Source organism: Streptomyces sp. NPDC028419 (assembly GCF_055565515.1).
In genome coordinates, this window is record NZ_JBVHUE010000003.1 from 386079 (window position 1) to 408634 (window position 22556).

20 protein-coding genes are annotated in these 22556 nt (G+C 74.8%); 11 read left to right on the top strand and 9 right to left on the bottom strand.

Translation table 11 applies throughout. The features are described 5' to 3' along the window. The first annotated feature begins 9 nt into the window (after positions 1-9). Positions 10-1290, top strand: coding sequence for a streptophobe family protein (locus ACZ4UB_RS06025; protein ID WP_468068537.1), 1281 nt, complete (start codon positions 10-12; stop codon positions 1288-1290). A gap of 39 nt (positions 1291-1329) precedes the next feature. Here the strand turns inward: ACZ4UB_RS06025 and ACZ4UB_RS06030 are convergent, their stop codons facing one another. Genes ACZ4UB_RS06030 through ACZ4UB_RS06040 form a run of 3 tightly spaced genes read right to left on the bottom strand, consistent with a single transcriptional unit; the run spans position 1330 to position 5503 of the window. After that, positions 1330-2385 carry a serine/threonine-protein kinase gene (locus ACZ4UB_RS06030; protein WP_468068538.1) on the bottom strand — a complete coding sequence of 352 codons (1056 nt, stop codon included), beginning with the start codon at positions 2383-2385 and terminating at the stop codon, positions 1330-1332. Beyond that, the gene (locus ACZ4UB_RS06035; RefSeq protein WP_468068539.1) at positions 2382-3080 is read right to left on the bottom strand and encodes a hypothetical protein; all 699 of its coding nucleotides are present in this window, start codon (positions 3078-3080) and stop codon (positions 2382-2384) included. Before ACZ4UB_RS06035 ends, ACZ4UB_RS06030 begins: the two co-directional genes overlap by 4 nt. 14 nt (positions 3081-3094) lie before the next feature. Next, positions 3095-5503 (bottom strand): ABC transporter ATP-binding protein/permease, encoded by a 2409-nt coding sequence (locus ACZ4UB_RS06040; protein WP_468068541.1) that lies wholly within the window; start codon positions 5501-5503, stop codon positions 3095-3097. A 231-nt stretch (positions 5504-5734) separates the two neighbouring features. Between ACZ4UB_RS06040 and ACZ4UB_RS06045 the strand changes: the two genes are divergently transcribed. From ACZ4UB_RS06045 to ACZ4UB_RS06065, 5 genes are all read left to right on the top strand, one after another. Beyond that, the gene (locus ACZ4UB_RS06045; protein ID WP_468068543.1) at positions 5735-6775 is read left to right on the top strand and encodes a cation diffusion facilitator family transporter; all 1041 of its coding nucleotides are present in this window, start codon (positions 5735-5737) and stop codon (positions 6773-6775) included. 29 nt (positions 6776-6804) lie between these two features. Then, positions 6805-7290, top strand: a complete 486-nt coding sequence (locus tag ACZ4UB_RS06050) for an NUDIX hydrolase (protein ID WP_468068544.1) — start codon at positions 6805-6807, stop codon at positions 7288-7290. Between the two features lie 48 nt (positions 7291-7338). Next, complete coding sequence (locus ACZ4UB_RS06055; RefSeq protein WP_468068546.1) at positions 7339-8592, top strand: Tm-1-like ATP-binding domain-containing protein; 1254 nt, start codon at positions 7339-7341, stop codon at positions 8590-8592. Between the two features lie 216 nt (positions 8593-8808). Next, a complete protein-coding gene (locus ACZ4UB_RS06060) occupies positions 8809-10407 on the top strand; it encodes a serine/threonine-protein kinase (RefSeq protein WP_468068547.1) in 1599 nt (532 codons plus the stop codon). Then, complete coding sequence (locus tag ACZ4UB_RS06065; RefSeq protein WP_468068549.1) at positions 10404-11045, top strand: hypothetical protein; 642 nt, start codon at positions 10404-10406, stop codon at positions 11043-11045. Before ACZ4UB_RS06060 ends, ACZ4UB_RS06065 begins: the two co-directional genes overlap by 4 nt. Here ACZ4UB_RS06065 and ACZ4UB_RS06070 read toward each other — a convergent pair. Beyond that, on the bottom strand, positions 11023-11379 hold the full coding sequence (locus ACZ4UB_RS06070; protein WP_468068550.1) for a DUF6191 domain-containing protein: 357 nt from the start codon (positions 11377-11379) through the stop codon (positions 11023-11025). The two genes, ACZ4UB_RS06065 and ACZ4UB_RS06070, sit on opposite strands and share 23 nt — an antisense overlap. Positions 11380-11760: 381 nt before the next feature. Beyond that, entirely contained in the window at positions 11761-13050 is a 1290-nt protein-coding gene (locus ACZ4UB_RS06075; protein ID WP_354379442.1) for an ATP-binding protein, read from the bottom strand. Positions 13051-13225: 175 nt separating this feature from the next. On the opposite strand from ACZ4UB_RS06075, the gene ACZ4UB_RS06080 reads away from it, so the two are divergent. Continuing rightward, a complete protein-coding gene (locus tag ACZ4UB_RS06080; protein ID WP_468068551.1) occupies positions 13226-14776 on the top strand; it encodes a glycosyltransferase family 39 protein in 1551 nt (516 codons plus the stop codon). A 93-nt stretch (positions 14777-14869) separates the two neighbouring features. Beyond that, entirely contained in the window at positions 14870-15676 is an 807-nt protein-coding gene (locus ACZ4UB_RS06085) for a trypsin-like serine peptidase (protein ID WP_468068552.1), read from the top strand. Positions 15677-15719: 43 nt separating this feature from the next. On the opposite strand, the gene ACZ4UB_RS06090 is transcribed toward ACZ4UB_RS06085, so the two are convergent. The 3 genes from ACZ4UB_RS06090 to ACZ4UB_RS06100 form a co-directional block, all read right to left on the bottom strand. Further along, positions 15720-16220, bottom strand: coding sequence for an NUDIX hydrolase (locus ACZ4UB_RS06090; protein ID WP_468068553.1), 501 nt, complete (start codon positions 16218-16220; stop codon positions 15720-15722). A gap of 9 nt (positions 16221-16229) precedes the next feature. After that, on the bottom strand, positions 16230-18050 hold the full coding sequence (gene lnt, locus ACZ4UB_RS06095; protein ID WP_468068555.1) for an apolipoprotein N-acyltransferase: 1821 nt from the start codon (positions 18048-18050) through the stop codon (positions 16230-16232). 75 nt (positions 18051-18125) lie between these two features. Further along, a complete protein-coding gene (locus tag ACZ4UB_RS06100; protein ID WP_468068556.1) occupies positions 18126-18641 on the bottom strand; it encodes a hypothetical protein in 516 nt (171 codons plus the stop codon). A gap of 195 nt (positions 18642-18836) precedes the next feature. Here ACZ4UB_RS06100 and ACZ4UB_RS06105 point away from each other — a divergent pair, with 195 nt between their 5' ends. Then, positions 18837-19433: a TetR/AcrR family transcriptional regulator gene (locus ACZ4UB_RS06105; RefSeq protein ID WP_468068557.1), complete on the top strand. Its 597-nt coding sequence runs from the start codon at positions 18837-18839 to the stop codon at positions 19431-19433. Continuing rightward, the gene (locus ACZ4UB_RS06110) at positions 19430-20386 is read left to right on the top strand and encodes an ADP-ribosylglycohydrolase family protein (protein ID WP_468068558.1); all 957 of its coding nucleotides are present in this window, start codon (positions 19430-19432) and stop codon (positions 20384-20386) included. The genes ACZ4UB_RS06105 and ACZ4UB_RS06110 overlap by 4 nt, the downstream gene beginning before the upstream one ends. On the opposite strand, the gene ACZ4UB_RS06115 is transcribed toward ACZ4UB_RS06110, so the two are convergent. Then, the gene (locus ACZ4UB_RS06115; protein WP_468068560.1) at positions 20383-21174 is read right to left on the bottom strand and encodes a glutamate racemase; all 792 of its coding nucleotides are present in this window, start codon (positions 21172-21174) and stop codon (positions 20383-20385) included. The two genes, ACZ4UB_RS06110 and ACZ4UB_RS06115, sit on opposite strands and share 4 nt — an antisense overlap. Positions 21175-21315: 141 nt before the next feature. On the opposite strand from ACZ4UB_RS06115, the gene ACZ4UB_RS06120 reads away from it, so the two are divergent. Further along, positions 21316-22488, top strand: a complete 1173-nt coding sequence (locus ACZ4UB_RS06120; protein WP_468068561.1) for a glycosyltransferase — start codon at positions 21316-21318, stop codon at positions 22486-22488. Positions 22489-22556 lie beyond the last annotated feature (68 nt).

Below are 22556 nucleotides of genomic sequence, written 5' to 3' on the forward strand. Positions count from 1 at the left end.
CCGTTGCGTGTGAGCCGTACATCTCGGAGCTCCGAGCGGGTGTGGCTGGACGCGCTGATCGCGGTCCTGGCCGGCTTCGCCGCGATGACCGTCGTCGCGGCGGCGGGCCTGCTCTGCGCGGGCGCGGACGAGCTGCCCGGCGGGGCCTTCCCGCACGTGGTGGCCGCCGTGGTCGTGATGGCCGCGGGCGGCACGGTGGACGTGACGGGCGGGGCCGGTTTCCTCGCGGGGGCCCAGGGCGGGCTCTCGGTCATGCCGCTGTCCGTCAGCCTGGCCGGGGCGCTGACCACGGCCCTCTGCTTCCTGCGCCCGATGCGCCACCACGCGGTCGCCCGACCGCGTGAACTCCTTTCCCGGGCCGCCCCGTTGGTGCTGCTCTGGCTGCTCGCCCTGACGGCCTTCGCCCTCTACGCCCGGCACACCTTCGGCCTCTCCACCGGAAGTTCGCCGATCGGGGAGATCAGTGAACTGCTCGACTCCGCACCGACGGTGGGCTTCGAGAGCACCCTGCCCGGCACCCTGTTCTTCGGACTGCTGTGGATCCTGGGCCTGTTGCTGATCTCGTTGCTGGTGTCGCGGCGCGCGCCGCTGCCGGCCCGGCTGGTCCGCTTCCACGGGGCCGTGCGCCCGGCCGCGTCCGCCGTCGTCGCGCTGCTCCTTTCGTACGTCGCGCTCGGCGTGGTCGTCGGCGTCGTGGTCGCCGCCACCGGCGGGCACGGTCGGGAGACCCTGGCCGTGGTCCTCCTCGGGCTGCCGAACCTCGCCTGGCTCGCGCTCACCCTGGGGTTCGGCGGGGCCTGGCAGGGCCACGTCGAGGGTCCCTTCGGGCTGCCGATGCCCAAGGTCCTGGACGAGGTGCTGCGCACGCCCGACCTCTCCACCGTGGACGTCGGCTCACTGGCCCGGCAGGACTCCAGGGCCTGGTGGCTGGTGGCCGTCGCCGCGGTATTGCTGCTCGGTGCGGGCTTCGTGATGGCGGCGCGCTCCTCCGCGCGGGTGCGCCCCTGGCAGCACGCCCTGCACCTGGGCGTCGCCCTGGCCGTGGGCACCCTCGTGGTCTGTCTCCTGGCCGGGGTCGAGGCCCGGTTCGGCCTGTCGCTGCTCGGCATCGGTGACGTGGACGGACTCGGCGGGAAGGTGCGGCTGGTCCCCGTCCTGTGGCGTACGGTCGCCCTCGCCCTGGTGTGCGGCGCGGTCGCCGGGTTCCTGGGCGCCCTCCTGGCCACCCCGGTCCGCCGCCGCGGCCGGGTCGAAGCGAGCCCGCCCCCTGACTCCCCTCCCGCCCCCTGACTCCCTCACACCCCGTGACGCCCGCCCCCGGGACCGCACTCAGCCCGACCGCCGCCGGAAGACCGGCAGGGCCCAACCCGGCGGGGGCGGGGCCGGGGCGGAGGGGGACGGGGGCAGGGCCGGGACGCGCGGGGCGGCCTTGCCGGCGCCCGCGGTGCGCAGCGCCGAGGTGAAGGCCAGGCAGCTGGGCCAGCGCTCCTCCGGGGACTTCGCCAGGGCGCGGGCGAGCACGTCGTCCACGGCGGGCGGGAGTTCCGGACGCAGGGAGGACGGCGGGGGCGGGGGATCGTACTGGTGGGCCCAGAGCAGGGCCATGTCGTCGTCGCGCTGGAAGGGCGGGCCGCCCGTCAGCATCTCGTGGACCACGCAGCCCAGGCTGTAGACGTCGCAGCGGCCGTCCACCGGTTTGCCGGAGATCTGCTCGGGGGCCACGTAGTCGAGGGTGCCGACGAACTGGCCGACGCTGGTGAAGCCGGTCAGCGACAGGGACTTCTTCGTCAGGCCGAAGTCGGTCAGGTAGACGTGCTCGGGGTGCTCGCTGTCCGTACCCCCCGCGACCAGGATGTTGCCGGGCTTCACGTCGCGGTGGACGAGGTCGTGGTCGTGAGCGGCGTCCAGGGCGGAGGCGACCTGGCCCGCGATCCGGGCGACGGCCTCCACCGGGAGGGGGCCGGTGCGGTCCAGCATCGCCCGCAGGTCCTGCCCGGCGACGTAGCGCATGGCGATGTACAGCAGCCCGTCGGTCTCGCCCGCCTCGAAGACGGGCACGATGTGCGGGTGGTCGATGGCGGCCGCGACCTTCGACTCGTGGGCGAAGCGGCGCCGGAAGGTGTCGTTGCGCGCGAGTTCGGGGGCCAGCAGCTTCAACGCGACCGTTCGGTCCAGGCGCAGGTCGAGGGCGCGGTAGACCACGGCCATGCCGCCGCGGCCCAGTTCGCTCTCGACCTGGTAGCCCGCGATGCGTTTGCCCCGGAGGTCGGAGGGGCGCCCGCGGACCGGCTCCGCGTCGGATCCGGGACCGGACGCGCCACCGGACCCGGACGCCTCCCCGGCCGCCTCCCCTCCGCCGGACCCGGACGCCTCCCCGGCGGTCATCGTGTCTCCGGGCCCGGTCCCGCGCCCGGTTCCTGGTCCTCGTCCGGGAGGCCCACGAGCCTGGTCGGTGCGTGGGAGGCCGATCCGCCGCCGGGTCCGTCGGGCTGGGGCGGCGCTTGCCGCGCGCCGGCGCCCGCCCCGTCGTCCCCCGCCCCGCCGGCGCCCGTCGGCGGGCCAGGGCGGGCGCCCGGCGCGGCCGGGACCGCGTACGTCGTCAGCCGGGTGCCGTCTCCGTACATCCAGCGTCCGTCGCTCTCGTCGTAGATCCAGACGGACTCGCCGTCCACGACCACCCCGGCGCGCAGCCCGCGGGTCCCCCGCCGGAACGCCTCGGTGTCCGCGCGCCCGGCGGCGAGGTCCTCCACGGCCCGCCGGTAGCGCTCCAGCGCGTCGCACGAGCGCGCCAGCAGCGGGCGCGGGTCCTCCGTACGGCTCAGCGGCCGGCCGGCGGTGGGGGGCGGTTGCGGGACCGCGACCAGCAGCCGGCCGTCCACCCAGGCGGACCATCCGTTGGAGCAGAGGATCTCGCCCCACTCCCCGCGCCGGGACAGCAGTTGTACGGGGAGGAACGGGTCCAGCGGGGTGGTGGCCAGCGAGAGGTCGGGGGCCTCCCATGCGGGCAGCCCCTCCTGCGGGACGACATGCGTGGGCCGGAAGTCCGCGATCCCGTCCGGGCCTCCCGTCGGCAGCGTCATCGGGTCAGTTCCCCCTACTTCCGCATGATCGCGGGCTCGTGGCGCCGCAGCAGGCGGCTGACCAGCAGCCCGAACAGCAGGGACAGGGCGACCAGCATGCCGAGGTCGAGCAGCCAGATCCGGGTGGAGTGGGCGAAGAGCGGATCGTCGGTGATCTTCCCGGGGACGAGCGCGCCGAGGTCGATCGTGCTGGCCATGGCTCCGAGCGCCCACCGCGAGGGTACGAACCAGGCCAGTTGCCCGATCACCGGCACGCCGTTCAGCTGGAGCAGGGCGCCGCAGAAGACGACCTGGACGATGGCGAGGAGGACCAGCAAGGGCATGGTGACCTCCTCCTTCTTGACCAGGGCGGAGACCAGCAGGCCGAGCATCATCGCGGTGAAGGACAGCAGCGCCACGGCGAGGGTGATCTCGATCAGCGGCGGCAGGAGGACGCCCTTGCCGTCGGGTGCGTTGTGTTTCACGCCGAAGAGGCCGACGAGGGTGAGGACCACGGCCTGGGCGACGGTGATCGCGCCCAGGACCACCACCTTGGACATCAGGTAGGCGGATCGGGACAGCCCGACGGCGCGTTCCCGCTGGTAGATGACGCGTTCCTTGACGAGTTCGCGCACGGCGTTGGCGGCGCCGGTCAGCACCCCGCCCACGTTCAGGATGAGCAGGGCGTTGATGGCGGTCTCGGGGGTCAGCTCGCTGCCGGCCAGGGCTCGGGCCATCGCTCCCATGACGAAGGGCAGCGCGACCATGATGGCCAGGAACGTGCGGTCGGCGCCGAGGGCGGCGGCGTAGCGCCGGACCAGGGTCCGGAGCTGAGCTCCCCAGCTCTGCGGCTTGGGCGGTGGCACGCGCAGGCCCGCGGCGGAGGCGGAGGGGGCGCCGTCGGTGCGGGCGCGCACGGGCGAGGCGGCGCTGGTGGCGTAGCGGCGCTGGTAGGGCGAGGCCCGGTACTCCCCTGCCCAGTCGCGGCCCTGGTCGTTCTCGAAGGCTTCGAAGGCCTCGGGCCACTGGTCGTAGCCGAAGAAGCCGAGGGTCTCGTCCGGGGGGCCGTAGTACGCGATCCGGCCACCGGGGGCGAGGACGAGCAGCCGGTCGCAGACGTCGAGGCTGAGCACGCTGTGGGTGACGACGATCACGGTGCGTCCGTCGTCGGCGAGCCCGCGCAGCATGTGCATCACGGACCGGTCCATCCCGGGGTCGAGGCCGGAGGTCGGCTCGTCGAGGAAGAGCAGGGAGGGTTTGGTGAGCAGTTCCAGGGCCACCGAGACGCGTTTGCGCTGGCCGCCGGAGAGGCTGTGGATCGGCTGGTCCGCCCGCTGGTCGAGGCCGAGTTCCCGGATCACCTCGGTGACCCGGGCCTCGCGTTCCGCCTTCGCGGTGTCCTGCGGGAAGCGGAGTTCGGCGGCGTAGCCGAGGGCGCGGCGGACGGTGAGCTGGGCGTGCAGGATGTCGTCCTGCGGGACGAGGCCGATGCGGCTGCGGAGTTCGGCGTAGTCGCGGTAGAGGTCGCGGCCGTCGTAGAGGACGGTGCCGTGGTCGGCGGGGCGCAGCCCGGTGAGGGCGCCGAGGAGGGTGGACTTGCCCGCGCCGCTGGGGCCGACGACGGCGAGCAGGCATTTGGCGCCGACCGGGAAGGAGACGTGGTCGAGGAGGACCTTGCGGCCGTGGTCGACGGCGACGGTGAGGTCCTGGACCTCCAGGGACACCTCGCCCGTGTCGACGTACTCCTGGAGCTGTCCGGAGACGAGGCAGAAGGCGCGGTGGCCGATGCCGACGATGTCGCCCTCGGTGAGGCGGGCGGCCCGGTCCACGGGGTAGCCGTTGAGGTAGGTGCCGTTGTGGCTGCCGAGGTCGGCGATCTCGTAGCCGCCGTCGGGGAGGGCGCGCAGTTCGGCGTGGCGCCGCGAGACCACGAGGTCGTCGAGGACGAGGTCGTTGTCGGGGTCGCGGCCGATGGCCAGTGCGGTGCGCGGTGCGCCCGCGCCGCGGGCCGGGAGCGCGCGGACCGAGGTGGGCCGCCGGAAGGTGCCCGTGAAGGCCGGGTTGGTGACGGAGGAGGGGCGCGGGGACGCGGCGGGGCGGCCGGGCGGGGCGGGCTGGGGGCGGCCGGGGGCGGCGAAGACGGCCCGCGGGCCGTTGAGGGAGTGGCCGAAGCGCAGCTCGCTGCCGGGGCCGACGCTCCACGCCCGGACCCGGTGGCCCTCGGCCCAGGTGCCGTTCGTACTGCCCTCGTCCTCGACGGTCCAGTGGTCGCCGTCGGGGCGCAGTACGGCGTGGTGCCAGGAGACCCGGGCGTCGTCGAAGCAGATCTCGCACTGGGGGTCGCGGCCGACGTGGTAGGTCCGGCCCGGGCTCATCACGGTGGACCCCCGGTCGGTCTCCATGACCAGTTCGGGGGCGGTCGGCACACCGTGGCGCTGGACCATGAGGCGATTTTCCCACGGGACGGCCGATCGGGCCCGTTCGGCCACTGCCTGGCATCGCCGCAGGTCAGAGCGGTCTTATGGGTAATGACAACGGTCCCCGTTGCAGCCTTTGCCGATCCCGTGCGGGTGCGCTTCACTTCACGCGTCGGATCCGAACAGACCGTCGGATCCGAGCGGACCGACGGGCGGATCCGGGCGGGCCGACGGGATCGAAGGGACGGGGGACCAGCGATGAGTGCGCACGACCACGCACACGACCACGCGCCGGGCGGGACCGAGGGGGCGGGCGGGCACGGCGGCCATGGCGGGCACGCGCACGGGGTCGTGGAGAACGCCGACCGCCGCTGGCTGGGGATCGCGCTCGGCCTGATCGGCGCGTTCATGGCGGTCGAGGTCGTCATCGGTGTCGTGGCCCGGTCGCTGGCCCTGATCTCCGACGCCGCCCACATGCTGACCGACGCCGTCTCGATCGTCCTGGCGCTCATAGCCATGCGGCTGGCCGCCCGGCCGGCGCGCGGCGGGTTCACCTACGGGCTCAAGCGTGCGGAGATCCTCTCCGCGCAGGCCAACGGCCTCACCCTGTTGCTGCTGGCGCTCTGGCTGGCGTACGAGGCGGTCCGCCGGCTGATCGATCCGCCCGAGGTCCACGGTGGGCTGGTCCTGGTCACCGCGCTGGCGGGCATCGTGGTCAACGTGGTCTGCGCGTGGTGCATCTCCAAGGCCAACCGGTCCTCGCTGGCCGTCGAGGGCGCCTACCAGCACATCCTCAACGACCTGTTCGCCTTCATCGGGACGGCGGTGGCCGGTCTCATCGTGCTCACCACCGGCTTCGTCCAGGCGGACGCGATCGCCACGCTGATCGTGGTGGTGCTGATGGTCAAGGCGGGGTACGGGCTGATCCGCGAGTCCGGACGGATCCTGCTGGAGGCCGCTCCCGCCCACGTGGATCCGGACTCGGTCGGCGACCGGCTGGTGGCGCACGGTCCGGTGACCGAGGTGCACGACCTGCACATCTGGACGATCACCTCCGGTCAGGCGGCGCTCTCGGCGCACGTGCTGGTGGAACCGGCGGGCGACTGCCACGCCGTGCGCCGCGACCTGGAGAAGATGCTGCGCGCGGACTACGGGATCACCCACACCACCTTGCAGGTGGACCACGTGCAGGACGCGCTGCTGTCGGTCGGCCGGGCGGGCGAGCAACCTCCGGACGCGGACGGGCACTGCGCGGACGCCCACGGACCGGTGCACCGCGAGGGCCCACACCAGCACTGATCGGTGCCCGCACGGGGCATGGATGGGACATGACGCAGAAGCGCAGTGCGGGCCTCTTCCTCTTCCGCCGCGCCGCCGGGGACGGAGCCGCGGCGGCCGGGGTCGAGGTGTTGCTCGGGCACATGGGCGGTCCGTTCTGGGAGCGGCGCGACGCCGGTGCCTGGTCGATCCCCAAGGGCGAGTACCTGGCGGACGAGGCCCCGCGGGACGCGGCCCGCCGGGAGTTCACCGAGGAGATCGGGCTGCCGCCGCCGGAGGGCCCCTACCTCCCCCTGGGCGAGGTCCGCCAGTCGAACGGGAAGCTGGTCACCGTCTGGGCGGTCGAAGCGGACCTCGACCCCGCGCTGATGCGGCCCGGGACCTTCTCGATGGAGTGGCCGCCGGGGTCCGGGCGGGTGCGGGACTTCCCCGAGCTGGACCGTGTGGCCTGGTTCGCTCCCCCGCTGGCGCGCAGCAGCATGGTCGTGTCCCAAGTCCCTTTCCTCGAAAGGCTATTGATGCTATTGAACGATTGACTCGACCTTGACTTGCCAGCGGGCTCGACTGCGTGGACATTACAACTCATGACGAGCGTCGTGCTGGTGGGAACCCTGGACACCAAGGGTGTCGAGTACGGCTGGCTGCGCGAGCGGATCGCGCGCGCCGGCGTCGAGGTGGTCCTGGTCGACACAGGAATCATGGGCGATCCCCGGGTGCCCGCCGACGTCCCGCGGGAAGCGGTGGCCCGGGCAGCGGGAACGGAACTGACGGAACTGCGCACGGCCGCCGACCGGGGCGCGGCCGTGACCACGATGGCCAGGGGCGCCGAGGCGACGCTCTTACGGCTGCACGCCGAGGGGCGGCTCGACGGCGTGCTGGCGATAGGCGGTAGCGGGGGCACCTCCATCGCCACCCGGGCGATGCGGGCCCTGCCCCTCGGGGTGCCGAAACTGATGGTGTCCTCCATGGCGTCCGGCGACGTGGCCCCGTACGTCGGATCGTCGGACATCACGATGATGTACAGCGTGGTGGACATCGCGGGGATCAACAGCGTCTCCGCGCCCGTCCTGGCGAATGCCGCCGAGGCCGTCGCCGCGATGGCGAAGGCCTACGCGCGCACCTCCCACGAGGCGCGCGCGACCCGGCTCGGCGAGGGCGGCCGACCGCTGATCGCCGCCAGCATGGCGGGGGTGACCACGCCCGGTGTGGACGCGGCCCGCGAGCGGCTGACCGAACTCGGCTACGAGGTCCTCGTCTTCCACACCAGTGGCGCGGGCGGCCGCACCTTGGAGACCCTCGCCGGCCAGGGGCTCTTCGCGGGCGTGCTCGACCTCACCCTCAGCGAACTCGCCGACGACCTGTGCGGCGGGATCCTGACCGCCGGCCCGGACCGGCTCAGCGCGGCCGGGCGGGCCGGGATCCCCCAGGTGGTGAGCCTGGGCGCGCTGGACATGGTCAAGTTCGGGCCGCTGGAGAGCCTGCCCGAGCACGCCCGCTACCGGCGGGTCCGGGTGCACAACCCGTCGATCACGGTGATCCGCACGACCCAGGCCGAGTGCGCCGAGCTGGGCCGCAGGGTCGCGGCCAAACTGCGGGTGGCGACCGGGCCGACCGCCGTGTGCCTGCCGCTGCGCGGGCTCTCCACCCTGGGCGCGCCGGGGGGCCCGTACCACGACGCGGTCGCGGACCGGGCGCTGTTCACGGCCCTGCGCGAGGGGCTGCGGGGCAGCGCCACCCGGCTCTACGACTACGACACCCACATCAACGACCCGGCCTTCGGGCGCGCGGCGGCCGAGCGGCTGCACGACATGATCGCGGTGCGGCAGGCCGCGGCCTGACCGCGCACCCCGCCACCCGCCCCACCACCCGTCCCACCCACCGCCCCACCGCCCCGCCGATGCGGCCGGGAACGACCGGCCGGAAACCGGTGGGTGAGACGGGTGTACGGCCGGGAACCGGCCACGGCACAATCCGTGTCCCAGGAGATGGTCCGGCACCGCCGGGCCGTCGGACGACAGCACAGGACGCGGCGACGCCATGGCAGGGGGCGCAGGATGAACACGTGGACCGTCCCCGGTTACACGCAGAGCAGGGAGCTCGGATCGGGCGGCAGCGGGCGGGTGGTGCTCGCCGTGCACGACGCGACGGGTACGGCGGTCGCGATCAAGTACCTCGCCGACCGGCTGCGCCACGACCCGGCCTTCGTCCGGGAGTTCCGGGCGGAGGCCCGGCTGCTGGGCGGGCTGCACTCGCCCTACGTGGTGGGGCTGTACGAGTACGTGGAGGCGCCCGGCGGCGCCGCCATCGTGATGGAGCTGGTGGACGGGATATCCCTGCGCGCGGTCCTCAAGGGCTCCGGCGCCACCGACGCGGAGGCCGCGCTGGTGGTGCTCAAGGGATCACTGCTCGGGCTGGCGGAGGCGCACCGCGCCGGGGTCGTCCACCGCGACTACAAGCCGGAGAACGTCCTGGTCGCCCAGGACGGTTCGTCCAAGCTCGTGGACTTCGGGATCGCGACGGGTCGCGGCACCAAGCCGGGGGTGGCCGGCACCCCCGCCTACATGGCCCCCGAGCAGTGGCAGGGCGAGCCCGCCTCCCCGGCGGCCGACGTGTACGCGGCGACGGCGACCTTCTTCGAGTGCCTGACCGGGCGCAAGCCCTTCGCCGGGGAGAACTTCGCCGAGCTGGCGGTGCAGCACATCGAGGCGCCGGTACCCGAGTCCGAGGCCCCCGAGCCGGTGCGGCCGCTGATCCGCCGCGGCATGGCGAAGCAGCCGGAGCAGCGCCCGGAGAACGCGGACGCCTTCGTCACGGAGCTGGAGGACGTGGCCCGCGCGGCCTACGGGCCCGACTGGGAGGAGCGCGGGCAGCGCAAGCTGGCGGCGCTGGCCGCGCTGCTGCCGCTGCTGTTCCCCTCGGCGGGTGCGCCGGGCGCCGGGACGACCGCGCTGGCCACCACCGTGCTCCCGCCGCCCCCCGCCTCCTGGTGGCCGGGCCGGCGGGGCTGGGTGGCGGCCGGGACGGCACTGGTGCTGGGGACCGTGCTCCTGTTCGCGACGGAGGCGGTCGGGGCCTCCCCGGACTCCACCTCCGCGGTGAGCGCCTTCGCGACGACCAGCGCGGGCCCGCCCGGGTCCGCCGCGCCGAGCTCCGGGCCGTCCCCCTCGGCCTCCGGCTCCGCCTCCCCTTCGGCCTCCGTGTCCCCCTCGGCGTCCGTCTCGCCGAGCCCGACCACGAGCGCGAGCGCCGGTACGAGCCCGAGCCCGAGCACGTCGGTGACCCCGAAGCCGACCGCCACGCCGACCCCGACCCCCACCCCCAGGCCGACCGTGGTCGTCGGCTCCGTGTCGGTCACGCTGCGCGCCGGGACGCGGTCCGGGCAGGCGACGGTCTCCCTCGGCGTCAAGGGCGGCGAGGCGACCGTGACCCTGGAGTGGTTCCTCGGCACCTCCCCAGGGGACATGCGGGTGGCGGACGGTACGACCAGCGCCATGACCCAAGGGGGCTCCCTGCCCCCGCAGACGCACACCTTCACCCAGGGCCGCGGCTGCTACCTGAGCGTGCGCGTCACCACGGTGCCGACCGCGGGGAACACGTCGGACACCGCCACGGCCGCCATCCCGCGCTGCTCGGTCGTGGAGGTCCCGCGATGAGCGATCCCCGCGCGCCCCAGGACGACGACTACAGCGCGACCGTGCTCGGCAGCCACTGGATCAGCGGCCCGCCGGAGCGGCCCGACGACCTCGCGGCGACCCGCCGGTTCGACGGTCCCGAGGCGGTGCCCGACCGGGTCGAGGGCTCCGTGCTGCGCTTCGGGCCCGGGGTGACGGCCGCGCTGGCCGCGCCCTTCCCGGTGGCCGCGGCGGGGCCCGCCGCACCGCGGCGACGGCGCCGGGGCGCGGGGCTGCGCCGCTACGCGCTGGCGCTGGTGGTGCTGGCGGCCGTGGTCGCGTACCTGGCCTGGCAGCGGTACGGGCCGGCCCTGGCGGTGCGGGACGTCACCGTGAGCACCGACGCGCAGGGGCCGGCGTGCGACTCGGCGGCCGACGTGGTGGCCGTCGTACGGACCGACGGGCGGCCGGGGACGATCACCTACCGGTGGGTGCGCAGCGACGGCAGCAGCTCCGACCGGCTGACCGAGCGGGTGCCTCGCGGTCAGCACGAGGCGCGGCTGCACCTGCTGTGGACCTTCCACGGCACGGGCGGTTACCCGGCACGGGCCGAGGTGCGGATCGAGGAGCCGAGCCGGCACACGGCGGCCGTGGAGTTCAGCTACCGCTGTCCCCGCTGATCGGGGCGGCGCCCGAGGCGGGCGGGGCCGCGGGGAGTCGGATCACCGCGCGCCCGCCGTCGAGGTCGACGCGGGTGCGCGGCGGGGCGCCGTCCTCTTCGTCGTCCCGCATGACGAGGGCGCTCTGCCGCTCCTTCAGTTCGTTCTGCTTGCCCGGGGAGAAGCTCGCGTGGAGCTGCTCGAAGCCCGTGGAGGAGATCTGGCCCTGACGGCCGCTCCAGCGCCAGGGCAGCACCCCGGCGCGGCCCGCCCGTTCGAGCGCGAGGTCGAGGAACGCCATGGCCGTGAGCAGCAGGGCGAGGCCGGGCAGGGTCATGAAGATCACGAAGCCCATGGCGGCCTCCGGCGTCGTAGCGGATCGGATCGCGTCCCGGTCGGACGGTATGACAGTAACCCGATCGGTGTCCCGCCCGACCCCGCGCGACGTCCGCCCGCCCTTCCCCCGTTCGGCCCATCCGGCCGTGGCCGTCCGGCCGAAGCCCTGGGGGTGTGCCCGCTGGTTGACTCGTAGACGTTGACGGAGGTGTGCAGGACGCCTCCCGGCACCCCTGCGTGCCACGTTCCAGCCGGCGAACACCCCAACCGGAACGTGGCCGTCCCGCACGGATGCCAAGTCCGCGCGGGGAGGCCCGTAGCTGCTTTGGGGAGCGGCTGCGGGCCGCTTCGCATCCCGGCAGCGGGCCCCGGGCTCCGGACTCCGGGGCCGCGGGATCGTTCAGAACCGGGCGTGCGCCGTGATGTCCGCCTCGAACTGTCCCGTCAGCGCCGGGGTCACGGTCGGCCGGCACTGGGCGACGGCGGCCAGGTAGTCCTCGGTGCTCGCGCCCGGCGGCCCGGCCAACGCCCCGCGGATCCCCGTCCCCTCCAGGTCCCGCTCGAAGGACACCTGGGCCGCGATCCGCGCCGCGTGCTCGATGTCCGCGGGGGTGAACAGCTCGCTCGCCGCGACCAGCGCCGCCACGTCGACGTCGGCGCGGCCCGCCGTGTAGCGGGCCCAGATCGCGGCGCGCGCACCGGCGTCCGGCGTTCCGATCGGGATGAGGTAGTCGAAGCGGCCGGGCCTGAGGAAGGCCGGGTCGAGCGAGCGGATCGAATTGGTCGCGCAGACCAGCAGCCGCTCCCCGCCCTCGCGGAACCCGGGTATCAGCTTGAGCAGCTCGTTGGTGACCCCGTGGATCCCGCCGGGCTGCGCGGGCTCGGTGCGCACGGGCGCGATCTCCTCGACCTCGTCGATGAAGACCAGGACCCGCTCCAGTTCGGCGATGCGCGCGAAGGCCCCGCGCAGGGCGGTGGCCAGGTTCCCCTCGTCGGCGAGCCGGGAGGGCAGGAGTTCCACGAAGGGCCAGCCGAGGCGGGAGGCGATCGCGCGGGCGAAGGTGGTCTTGCCGGTGCCGGGCGGTCCGAAGAGCGTGATGGCGCGCGGCGGTCGCACCCCGTGCTGGGCGGCCCGTTCCGGTTCGGCGAGCGGCAGCACCACGCGCCGCTCGATCAGGTCCTTCTCCGTCTCCATGCCGGCGACGGCGTCCCAGAGGTCCGACGGCAGGAAGCGGCCGCCCAGCTCGTCGAGGAGCCCGGCCGCCGGTCCGTGCAGCGGCTCGGTCTTCTCGAAGTAGGCGACGGCGGGCTGGCGCGTGTACCCGGCGTTCAGGAGCCCCTCGCCGAGCAGGTCCTCCTCGGGCAGGACGTAGGCGATCCGCCCGACCCGGGCCGCGATCAGCCGCCGCTCCAGCTCCACGAGCAGCGCACTGGCCAGGCCGCGGCCCCGCCACCCCGCCGAGATCGCGATCCGCATCACCCAGGCCCGCTCCCCCGCGACGCAGGCCAGGGCCGCGCCGATCGGGACCCCCTGGTGGACGGCGACCACGGCGGGCTGGCGCCCGGTGAGGGCGCTGATGCACTCCGCGAGGGAGAAGACGGACTCCTGGCCCAGCTCGGCGGTGGTGTCGATCAGGTGGACGACCGCGGCGAGATCGTTCTCGCGGTAGTCGTGGATGAGCCAGTTCACCGGGTTGCCGCCCCTCGTACGTACTGCTCCTGCGTGCTCCTTGCGGCGAGGCTAGGGGCGGGGACCGCGGGCGATCACGTACCGCGGTGCACAACAAGCGGTCGGGAACCCTCCGCCACGTCCATAGACTGGGCGCACACCTCCCGAACAATCGACCGAGAACCCGAGCACTCCCATGACTTCCGGCACGTCCAGCCCCGCCCGCGCCTCCCGGGCCGGGAGCACTCCGGCCGAGGTCCCGCAGGAGGGGCACCGGTACGCCGCGCGGCTGGTCGTGCTGGTCCCCGTCCTGTGGACCTTGGGGCTCGGCTCGTGGGGCCTCTCCCGACAGGACAGCGTCTGGCGCGACGAGGCCGCGACCTGGCAGGTGGCCCTGCGCTCCACCGGTGAGATCTGGCACATGCTCGGCAACGTCGACGCCGTGCACGGCCTGTACTACCTGCTGATGCACGGCCTCTTCGAGGTGTTCGGGGCGAGCACGACCACCCTGCGGCTGCCCTCGGTGCTGGCCGTCGCGGTGGCGGCGGGCTGCGTGGCGACCGTCGCGCGCAGGCTGACCCCGGGGCGGGCCGGCTCCTGGGCGGGGATCGGCGCCGGCACGGCCCTCGGGCTGCTCCCGGCCGTGCAGTTCCAGCTCCAGGAGGGGCGGCCGTACGCCCTGGTCGCGGCCGGGGCCGGGCTCTCGACCCTGCTGCTGGTGGGCCGGCTGGAGGCCGGAGCGGACGGGCGGCGCCGCCGGGCGCGCTGGTGGGCGTACGGCCTCACCGTGCTGGTGTGCGCCCTGCTGAACTGGCTCTCGCTGCTGATCCTGCCCGCCCACGCGGCCACCCTGTGGTGGGTGCGGGCAGGGCGACCGGTCCTGCTGCGGTGGGCGCTGGCCTCGGCGGGGGCGACGGCGGGGGCGCTGCCGCTGATCCTGTTCAGCCGGACCCAGTCCGGTCAGGTGTCCTGGATACCGCCGCTGACCTGGTCGATGCTGGTCGGCCCGGCGATCTTGCTGGCCATCGGCGTCGTCGGGGCCCTGCTGGACCGGCCGCACGCCCGGCGGCGCGACCGGCGGCCGTCGGTGGCCGCCGTCGGGCTGCCGCTGCTGGTGGTGCCCTTCGTGGCGTTGGCCGGACTGTCGTTGGTGCAGCCCCTGTTCCTCGACCGGTACGTGCTCTTCTCCATGCTCGGGTCGGCCCTGCTGATCGGCGCCGCCCTGGGCGCGGGCGTACGGGCCGCCGAGCGCCGCTCCCCCCGGGCCGCCGCCCTGGTCGTACCGGTGGCCGTCACGGGGGCCGTGCTCGCGATGCTGCCCCTGGAGCTGGGCAAGCGGGCCCCCGCGAGCCGGGTGGACGACGTGCTCGCCGTGGCGGACGAGGTGGCCCGGCTCAAGGGCGCGGGGGACGCGGTGCTCTTCGTGCCGGCCGCGCGCCGGGACACCGCGCTCGTCTCGCCCCGGCGCTTCGCGGGGCTGGCCGACATCGCGCTCGTCCGGTCCCCGGCCGCGTCCGGGACCCTGAAGGGCGTCGAGGGCGAGGACCCGGCCCGGCTGCGGGCCGCGATGCTCGCGCACCGCCGGATCCTGCTGGTCACGGACGCGGCGAAGGTGGCGAAGCCGTCGGGGGCGGAGCGGGACCGGGTGAAGGCCGCGGTGCTCGGGGAGCACTTCGTGGCGGTGGCCGACCGGCAGGTGCGGGGGCGCAGGGTGACGGTGTACGAGCAGAGGCCGGACGCGCGTTAGGTCGTCGGGGTTCCACGTCCAGGTCACGAATTCACAGCGGATTCTTATGGAATCCGAGGCTCCGGGCAAAGGTTCTCGTTAGAGGCTCTGAGCATGATCCAGCGCATGCTTCCCCGACACGCCCACCGCGCCCGCCGCGCGGCCCGTGCCGTGCTGGCCATCGGCGCGATGTCCGCACTGCTCACGGTGAACATCCCGGACGCTTCGGCGGCGCCGCCCCTGGGGGTGACCGTCCTGGCCCCGGCGGACGGCTCGGCGCAGCGGGTGGGCGCCCTCTTCGCGGGCGGACTGGACGGCGGGCACTACTGCACCGCCTCCGTGGTCCGCAGCGACGGGCACGACGTGATCGCGACCGCCGCGCACTGTCTGGGCGACGTACGGAACGCCGTGTTCGTGCCGGGCTACCGCGACGGCACCGCGCCGTACGGCGTGTGGCAGCTCACCGGCCAGTACGTCGATCCCAGCTGGCAGAGCGGGCAGGACCCGGACGCGGACATCTCCTTCGCGACCGTCGCCCCGCTGGACGGCCGCCGGATCGAGGACGTGGTCGGCGGCTTCCCGGTGATCGCCGAGCAGCCCGACGACGTCACGGTGACGGTCGTCGGCTACCCGGCGAGCGAGGAGACCCCGCTGGTCTGCTCCAACGACACCACCCTGCAGAGCGACACCCAGCGCCGGATCGGCTGCCCCGACCTGACGGGCGGCACCAGCGGCAGCCCCTGGCTGGCGGACGGTGCCCTGGTGGGCGTACTGGGCGGGTACCAGGGCGGCGGCGAGGTCCCGGAGATCTCCTACAGCGCGGTCATGGGCGACGGCGCGCAGGAGCTGTACCGGGAGGCCGCGGGCCGCGCCGCCGACCCGGGGGTGCACCACTGGACGCGGGACACCTGGTGGTCCTGATGCCCCCGGCGCCCTCACCGGAGCCGGTGCCCCGGCACACCCCCTAGGACGAGGGGAAGGCCCGCGCCTCGTCGGGGGCCTCGAACCAGGCCCGTTCCTCGTCCGAGAGCGCCCGGTGGATGCGGTCGAGGGCGAAGGGCTCCAGCGGCGGCAGGGCGTCGACGGCGAACCAGGCCACCTCCAGCGACTCCGCGTCGTTCACCCGGGCCTCGCCGCCGATCGCCCGGCAGCGGAAGGTGATGTCGGTGAACTGGCACTCGTCCCCGTTGGGGTAGACCATCCGCGAGAGCTGCTGGACCAGGACGACCCGCTCCGGCACGCACCGCACCGCGGTCTCCTCGTACACCTCGCGCACGGCGGTCAGCGCGGGCTGCTCCCCCGGCTCGCAGATGCCGCCGATCACGGACCAGTCGCCGGTGTCGGCGCGCCGCCCGAGCAGCACCCGCCCCAGATCGTCGACGACGATGGCGGTCACGCCGGGCAGCAGGAGCAGTTGGTGCCCTGCGTGCTCACGGATCCTGCGGATGAACTCGGGGGTGCTCATCCCCCGACCCTACGACGCCTGGTCGCGGGCTCCGGCCCGGCGCAGCAGGACCCAGCCGAAACCGCCCGCCGCGAGCGCGAGCAGGGCGTACTCGGGGAGCGGGCCGAAGCGGGTGGCCGGGGTCTGCGAGGAACGCAGCGGGATGGTGGCGACGAGCGCGTCCGGGGTGAACATCCTCGTCTGCTGGACGACCTCGCCGTCGGGGTGGATGACGGCGCTCACCCCGCTGGTGACGGGGACGAGGACGGTCCGGCTGTGCTCGACGGCGCGCACCCGGTCCATGGCGAGCTGCTGGTAGGTCATCTCGCTGCGGCCGAAGGTGGCGTTGTTGCTCGGGACGGCGATCACCTGCGCGCCGGCCCGGACGGTGGAGAGCACGGCGTCGTCGAAGGCGGCCTCGTAGCAGGTGACCATGCCGACGTGGCTGCCCGCCATGTCGAAGACCCCCGGCTCCTTGCCGGGACCGAAGTCGCGCCGGACCCGGTCCACGTCCGAGCTGAAGATCCGTACGAAGGAGCGCATCGGCATGCGTTCGCCGAACGGCTGGATCTTGCGCTTGTCGTAGGTGGACGTGGGCCCCTTGACCGGATCCCAGAGGATCATGGTGTTGCGCAGCGGTCCGGTCTCCGGGGCGATCACCGAGCCGATGGCCACGGGCACCCCGATGGCCTTCACGGCCCGGTCGATCACCGCGTAGGCGTCGGGCTGCGCGAAGGGGTCGAGGTCGGAGGAGTTCTCCGGCCAGACCACGAAGTCGGGCTGCGGCGCACGGCCCGCCTTGACGTCGGCGGCGAGCTGGAGCGTGCGCTTGGCGTGGTTGTCGAGGACCGCGCGGCGCTGGGAGTTGAAGTCGAGCCCTATGGTCGGGACGTTGCCCTGGATGACGGCGGCCACGGCCGTGCCGTCCTCGGCCGCGTCGGAGACCAACGGGCGAGCGGCGAGGGCGGCCACGAGCGGTACGACGACGCTGAGCGCGGCGACGGCGGCCGCGAGGGCGGTGGCCCGCGTGACGCCAGCGGGCCGGGTGGTGCCAGGGGTTCGCGTGGCGCCGGGGGTCCGCGGGGTGCTGGAGGTTCCTGCTGCGTCGGAGGTTCGTGTGGTGTCGGATGCGCCTGTGACGTCAGGTGCTCCTGTGCCGTCGGCGCCGGCCGTGGCCGTGGTGCCCACGGGGCTCGCGGGGCTCGCGGCTCCGGAGCCGTCGGGGGTCGCCCTGCCGAGGGCGCGCCGGGCGAGAGCGACGCTCAGGGCTTCGTACAGCCCGAATCCGAACAGGGCCACGGCGAAGCCGACCAGCGGGGTGCCGCCGAGCGCGGCCAGCGGCAGGAAGAACCCGTCGGCCTGACCGAAGGCGATCTTGCCCCAGGGGAAGCCGCCGAAGGGGATCCGGGCCCGGACCGCCTCGCCCGCCACCCAGACGGCCGCGGCCCACAAGGGCCAGCCCGGCAACCGCCGGACCAGCGTGATCCCGAGCCCGGTGAGTCCGACGAAGAGCGCCTCCAGCACCGCGAGGGCCAGCCACGGCACCGGGCCGACCTCCTCGCCGGTCCAGACGAGCAGCGGCAGCATGAAGCCGAGCCCGGCCAGCAGCCCGAAGCCGAATCCGGCGCGCGCCCGGCGCACCTGGAGGCACCAGCCGAGCAGCGCGAAGGCGACGGGGGCCAGCCACCACAGGGGCCGGGGCGGGAAGCTCAGGTACAGCAGCACCCCGGCCGCCACCGAGCCGCCGGCCCGCAGCAGCCAGGCGATCCGGCGCGCCCATGGGGACACCGGTTCGCCCGGGGGCACGACGGGGGGCTCGTTCTCGACCGCACGGGTGGCGCTGCTGCTCATCTGGCGGAGTGTACGTCGCCGACCTGGGCCCCGACCCGTGAGGGCGCGCGCGGGGCCCGGGTGGGCGCGCCGGCGTCAGCGCGTCAGCGCGCGCAGGTGCGTACGGATGACGCGCACCGCGTTCTCGGCGTCGTCGACCGTGACGGTGAAGAGCTTGCCGTCGCCGAGCCTCAGCTCGAGGCCCTCGCCGCGCCGGACGACGACGGCCGTGCCCTTCTCGGGCCGCCAGCGGTAGCCCCAGCCGCCCCACTGCTGCGGGGTGATCCGGGGGACGAACTCGGCCGCGGTGATCTCGGAGAGCCGGATCCGGCGGCGCGGCAGCCCTATGTGCCCGCAGCGCACTTCCATGTTCTCGGAGTCGACGGTGACGGCGACGTGGACGAAGGCGAGGGTGCCGTAGAGGATCAGCAGGCCGACCGCGAGGCAGCCGACGACCGACATCACCAGCGGGATGATCCCGGCCGTCCACGCGGAGTCGACGGCGAGTTCGACGCCGAGCGCCAGGCAGGCCGCACCGGCGGCGGCGATCAGCCACTGCACGCGGTTGGAGGCCCGGCCGCTCCAGAGCGGGCCCGGAGGGTGGTCCGTCATGTGTAGCAGCGTACTCACGTTCCGCACGTGCGCCACCGCCTCTCGACCCTTTGGCGGACGGGCCGCGCGGCGGTCCGCGCCCGACCCCCGCCTCCGCTGTCCGCGCCTGCCCGCCGCGCCGCGGGGGCAAACGCGGGACGGGAGCCCGTCGGAAGCGGCCGGACGCCGCCGGGGCGGTGTCGTTAGGCTGCCCCGGTGAATCCGGAGCGCAGAGGACTACTGCGGGACGCGGCCGTCGACGTACTGGCGGAGGCGGGTGGCCGCGGGCTGACCCACCGGGCCGTCGACGCGGTCGCCGGGGTGCCGCTCGGCACGGCCAAGAACTACTTCCCCACCCGGGACGCCCTGCTGCGCGCCGTGGCCGAACGGTGCCTGGAGCGCTGCCGGGAGCGGGCGGACGCGCTGGCGGAAGCCGGGCCGACCGACCGGGCCGGGGTGGCCGCGCTGCTCGCCGCACTGCTGCGCGAGCTCGCGGGGCCGGGGCGCCCGCGCGTACTGGCCTACCTGGAGCTGCTGACCGAGGGCGCCCGGCGGCCCTGGCTGGCCGCGCTGCTGGACCCGATCGCCGCCGCCGACTTCGCGGCCCACGCCCACCTGTTGCGCGCGCTGGGGGCGGGCGCGACCGCGGAACGGGCCCGCGCGCTGACCCTCGCCCTGCACGGGGCCGTCCCGCACCTGCTGGTCGGAGGGCCGGGGACGCTGGCCGCGGCCGGGCTGGACGACCTGGACGGCTTCGCCCGGGGCGTGCTGGACGCCGTGTGCCCGGGCGCGCCGACGGAGCACGCCCCGTGAGCCCGGACCGCACCGACCGCGCCGTGGGAGCCGTCCTCGGCTCGGCGGTCGGGGACGCGCTGGGCGCCCCCTTCGAGTTCGGCCCCGCGGGCGCCTTCTCCGCGCGCTTCCCGACGCCGGGCGGGGGCGGCGAGATGTGCGGGGGCGGCGGCTGGGATCCGGGTGAGGCGACCGACGACACGCAGATGGCCGTCCTCGTCGGCGCATCGCTGCTGGAGCACGGCGGGCTCCAACTGCCGGACATTTTCGGCCGGTTCCAACGGTGGGCGGCGGGCGAACCGAAGGACATCGGACTACAGACCGAGGACGTGCTGACGAACGGCGCGTCCTGGGAACGCGCCGCGGCGCTGCACTTCCAGATCAACGCCCGGGCCGCGGGCAATGGTTCCCTGATGCGGGCGTCGACCTCCGCGGTGTACTTCGCCGCGGACGGACGGGCCGCGACGATGGACGCCGCCCGGCGGATCGCGGCGCTCACGCACGGCGATGCGGCGGCCTGGGAGGGCACGGCGGTGCTGCACGAACTGGTGCGGACGGCCCTTGCGGGCGAGGACCCGCTGGCCGCCCTGCCCGGGGCGCTCGGCGAGGTGCGTGCCGACCAGCGGGAGCGCTATGCGCGGGTGCTCGCGCCGGACTGGCATCCCGGGCTGGCGACCGAGTTCAACGGCGCGGTGTGGCCGTGCCTGGGTACGGCGGTGTGGGCGTTGCGGACGACGACCGGATTCGAGGAGGCGCTGCGGGCGGCCGTGGACGTCGGCGGCGACACGGACACGGTGGCCGCGGTGACGGGCGTCCTGGCGGGCGCGACGTACGGGTCCGGGTCGGTCCCCGAGCGGTGGACCGACCCCCTGCACGTCCCCCTGCCCGGCTTCGGCGACCAGGTCCTGGACGCCGACGCACTGCGGGAGCTGGCCGAAGCCCTCGTCCACGCGCCCCGCCGGCCGGCCAGCTAGGCCGGGGCGGCCTGGGCGGTGGTGAGGAGGCGGCCTTCGGCGTAGCCGAGGGCGGCGGGGGGCAGGTGGCCCGGGCGGCCGCTGTGCAGCACGGTCAGGGTGCCGGTGCGCGGCAGGCCCGGCTCGGGGCCGGCGCCGATGCGGCGCAGCGCCTGGGTGGCGACGGCTTCCGCCGAGCCGTGGTAGACGAGGGCGGCGCCGCCGGTGCGCTCGGCCAGCGCGGCCCGGATGGGGGCCTCGACGAGTTCGTAGTGCGTGCAGCCGAGGACCACGTCGGTGACGTCCGGCGGGGTCAGTGCGGCGGCCGCGGCGACGGCTCGCACGACGGCTTCCGCGTCCCCGTACTCCACGGCGTCGGCCAGACCGGGGCAGGGGACCTCGGTGACCGGGACTCCCGCGGCGAAGTCGCGGATCAACCCGCGCTGGTAGGGGCTGCCGGTGGTGGCCGGGGTGGCCCAGATGGCGACCCGGCCGCCGCGGGCCGCGGCGGGCTTGATCGCGGGGACCGTGCCGACGACGGGGATCCCCGGCTCCAGCTCGGCCCGCAGGGTGGGCAGGGAGTGCACGGAGGCGGTGTTGCAGGCGACGATCAGGGCCTGCGGTCGCAGCCCGGCCGCGGCGCGCGCGACCTCCAGCGCCCGCCCCGTGAGGTCCTCGGGGGTACGCGGTCCCCAGGGCATGCCGTCGGGGTCGGAGGAGATGACCAGGTCGGCGTCCGGCCGCAGCCGTCGCATCGCGGCGGCCGCCGCGAGGAGGCCGATGCCGGAGTCCATGAGCGCGATCTTCACTTGGTCACCTTAATCGACCCCCGCCCCCGACCGGCCCGCCACACCCCTTTCCGGACGCCGGACCGCCCGCGCGCCGGAGCCGGTCGAAGCGGGCCTGCGTCGGTACGCGACACGCGCGGCCGGTTTCGGCACACTGCGGGGATGGGCCCCCTCAGCATCGCCGCCTGCGTGTCGCTCGCCGTCTGGCTCTGGCTCACCTTCGGCCAGGGCATGTTCTGGCGCACCGACGTCCGGCTCCCGCCGCGCACCCCGCCCGCGCGGTGGCCCTCCGTCGCCATCGTGGTGCCCGCCCGGGACGAGGCCGGGGTGCTGCCCCTGAGCCTTCCCTCGCTGCTCGCCCAGGACTATCCCGGCGAGGCGGAGGTGTTCCTCGTCGACGACGGGAGCACCGACGGCACGGGCGCGCTCGCGCTGGCGCTCGCCAGGGAGCACCCGGGGCTGCCGCTCACCGTCTGCTCCCCGGGCGAGCCGGAGGCCGGGTGGACGGGAAAGCTGTGGGCGGTGCGGCACGGCATCGCCCTCGCGCGGGCCGCGGAGGCCGGGGAGCCGGAGTACCTGCTGCTCACCGACGCCGACATCGCGCACGAGCCGGACAGCCTGCGCGAGCTGGTCGCGGCCGCGGTCTCGGCCGACCTCGACCTCGTGTCGCTGATGGCCCGGCTGCGGGTGGTCACCGTCTGGGAGCGCCTGGTCGTACCGGCCTTCGTGTACTTCTTCGCCCAGCTCTACCCCTTCCGCTGGATCAACCGTCCGGCGGGACGGACCGCCGCCGCGGCGGGCGGGTGCGTGCTGCTGCGCACGGAGGCGGCCGTGCGGGCGGGCGTACCGGAGTCGATCCGTCAGGCGGTGATCGACGACGTCTCCCTCGCCCGCGCGGTGCGGCGCAGTGGTGGCCGGATCTGGCTGGGGCTGGCGGAGCGGGTGGACAGCGTGCGCCCGTACGCGGGGCTCGGTGACCTGTGGCGGATGGTCTCGCGCAGCGCCTACGCGCAGCTGCGGCACCAGCCGTCGCTCCTGGTGGGGACGGTGGCGGGGCTGGCGCTCGTCTACCTGGTCCCGCCGGTGACCTGCCTGGTGGGCCTGTTGACCGGGCGGCCCGTGGCCGCGTGGGCGGGCGCCGCGGCCTGGCTGCTGATGGCCGGTACGTACCTGCCGATGCTGCGCTACTACCGGCAGTCGGCGGTGCTCGCACCGCTGTTGCCGCTGACCGCGCTGCTCTACCTGCTGATGACGGTCGACTCGGCCGTCCAGCACTACCGCGGGCGCGGCGCGGCGTGGAAGGGGCGCACCTATGCCCGCCCCAGCGATGCCTGAAGCGCCTCGCCGTCCGGCCTGAACACGCGTCATGCGAGGTCACAGCGGTGTGCGGGGCGTTCGCCCAA

What these genes read in the sequence shown, in the direction of transcription:
- ACZ4UB_RS06065 (WP_468068549.1), top strand. Translation starts at nt 10,404, where the DNA reads ATGAGCGATCCCCGCGCGCCCCAGGACGACGACTACAGCGCGACCGTG.
- lnt (WP_468068555.1), bottom strand. Translation starts at nt 18,050, where the DNA reads ATGAGCAGCAGCGCCACCCGTGCGGTCGAGAACGAGCCCCCCGTCGTG.
- ACZ4UB_RS06120 (WP_468068561.1), top strand. Translation starts at nt 21,316, where the DNA reads ATGGGCCCCCTCAGCATCGCCGCCTGCGTGTCGCTCGCCGTCTGGCTC.
- ACZ4UB_RS06050 (WP_468068544.1), top strand. Translation starts at nt 6,805, where the DNA reads ATGACGCAGAAGCGCAGTGCGGGCCTCTTCCTCTTCCGCCGCGCCGCC.
- ACZ4UB_RS06100 (WP_468068556.1), bottom strand. Translation starts at nt 18,641, where the DNA reads ATGACGGACCACCCTCCGGGCCCGCTCTGGAGCGGCCGGGCCTCCAAC.
- ACZ4UB_RS06040 (WP_468068541.1), bottom strand. Translation starts at nt 5,503, where the DNA reads ATGGTCCAGCGCCACGGTGTGCCGACCGCCCCCGAACTGGTCATGGAG.
- ACZ4UB_RS06080 (WP_468068551.1), top strand. Translation starts at nt 13,226, where the DNA reads ATGACTTCCGGCACGTCCAGCCCCGCCCGCGCCTCCCGGGCCGGGAGC.
- ACZ4UB_RS06085 (WP_468068552.1), top strand. Translation starts at nt 14,870, where the DNA reads ATGATCCAGCGCATGCTTCCCCGACACGCCCACCGCGCCCGCCGCGCG.
- ACZ4UB_RS06035 (WP_468068539.1), bottom strand. Translation starts at nt 3,080, where the DNA reads ATGACGCTGCCGACGGGAGGCCCGGACGGGATCGCGGACTTCCGGCCC.
- ACZ4UB_RS06045 (WP_468068543.1), top strand. Translation starts at nt 5,735, where the DNA reads ATGAGTGCGCACGACCACGCACACGACCACGCGCCGGGCGGGACCGAG.
- ACZ4UB_RS06060 (WP_468068547.1), top strand. Translation starts at nt 8,809, where the DNA reads ATGAACACGTGGACCGTCCCCGGTTACACGCAGAGCAGGGAGCTCGGA.
- ACZ4UB_RS06055 (WP_468068546.1), top strand. Translation starts at nt 7,339, where the DNA reads ATGACGAGCGTCGTGCTGGTGGGAACCCTGGACACCAAGGGTGTCGAG.
- ACZ4UB_RS06030 (WP_468068538.1), bottom strand. Translation starts at nt 2,385, where the DNA reads ATGACCGCCGGGGAGGCGTCCGGGTCCGGCGGAGGGGAGGCGGCCGGG.
- ACZ4UB_RS06090 (WP_468068553.1), bottom strand. Translation starts at nt 16,220, where the DNA reads ATGAGCACCCCCGAGTTCATCCGCAGGATCCGTGAGCACGCAGGGCAC.
- ACZ4UB_RS06070 (WP_468068550.1), bottom strand. Translation starts at nt 11,379, where the DNA reads ATGGGCTTCGTGATCTTCATGACCCTGCCCGGCCTCGCCCTGCTGCTC.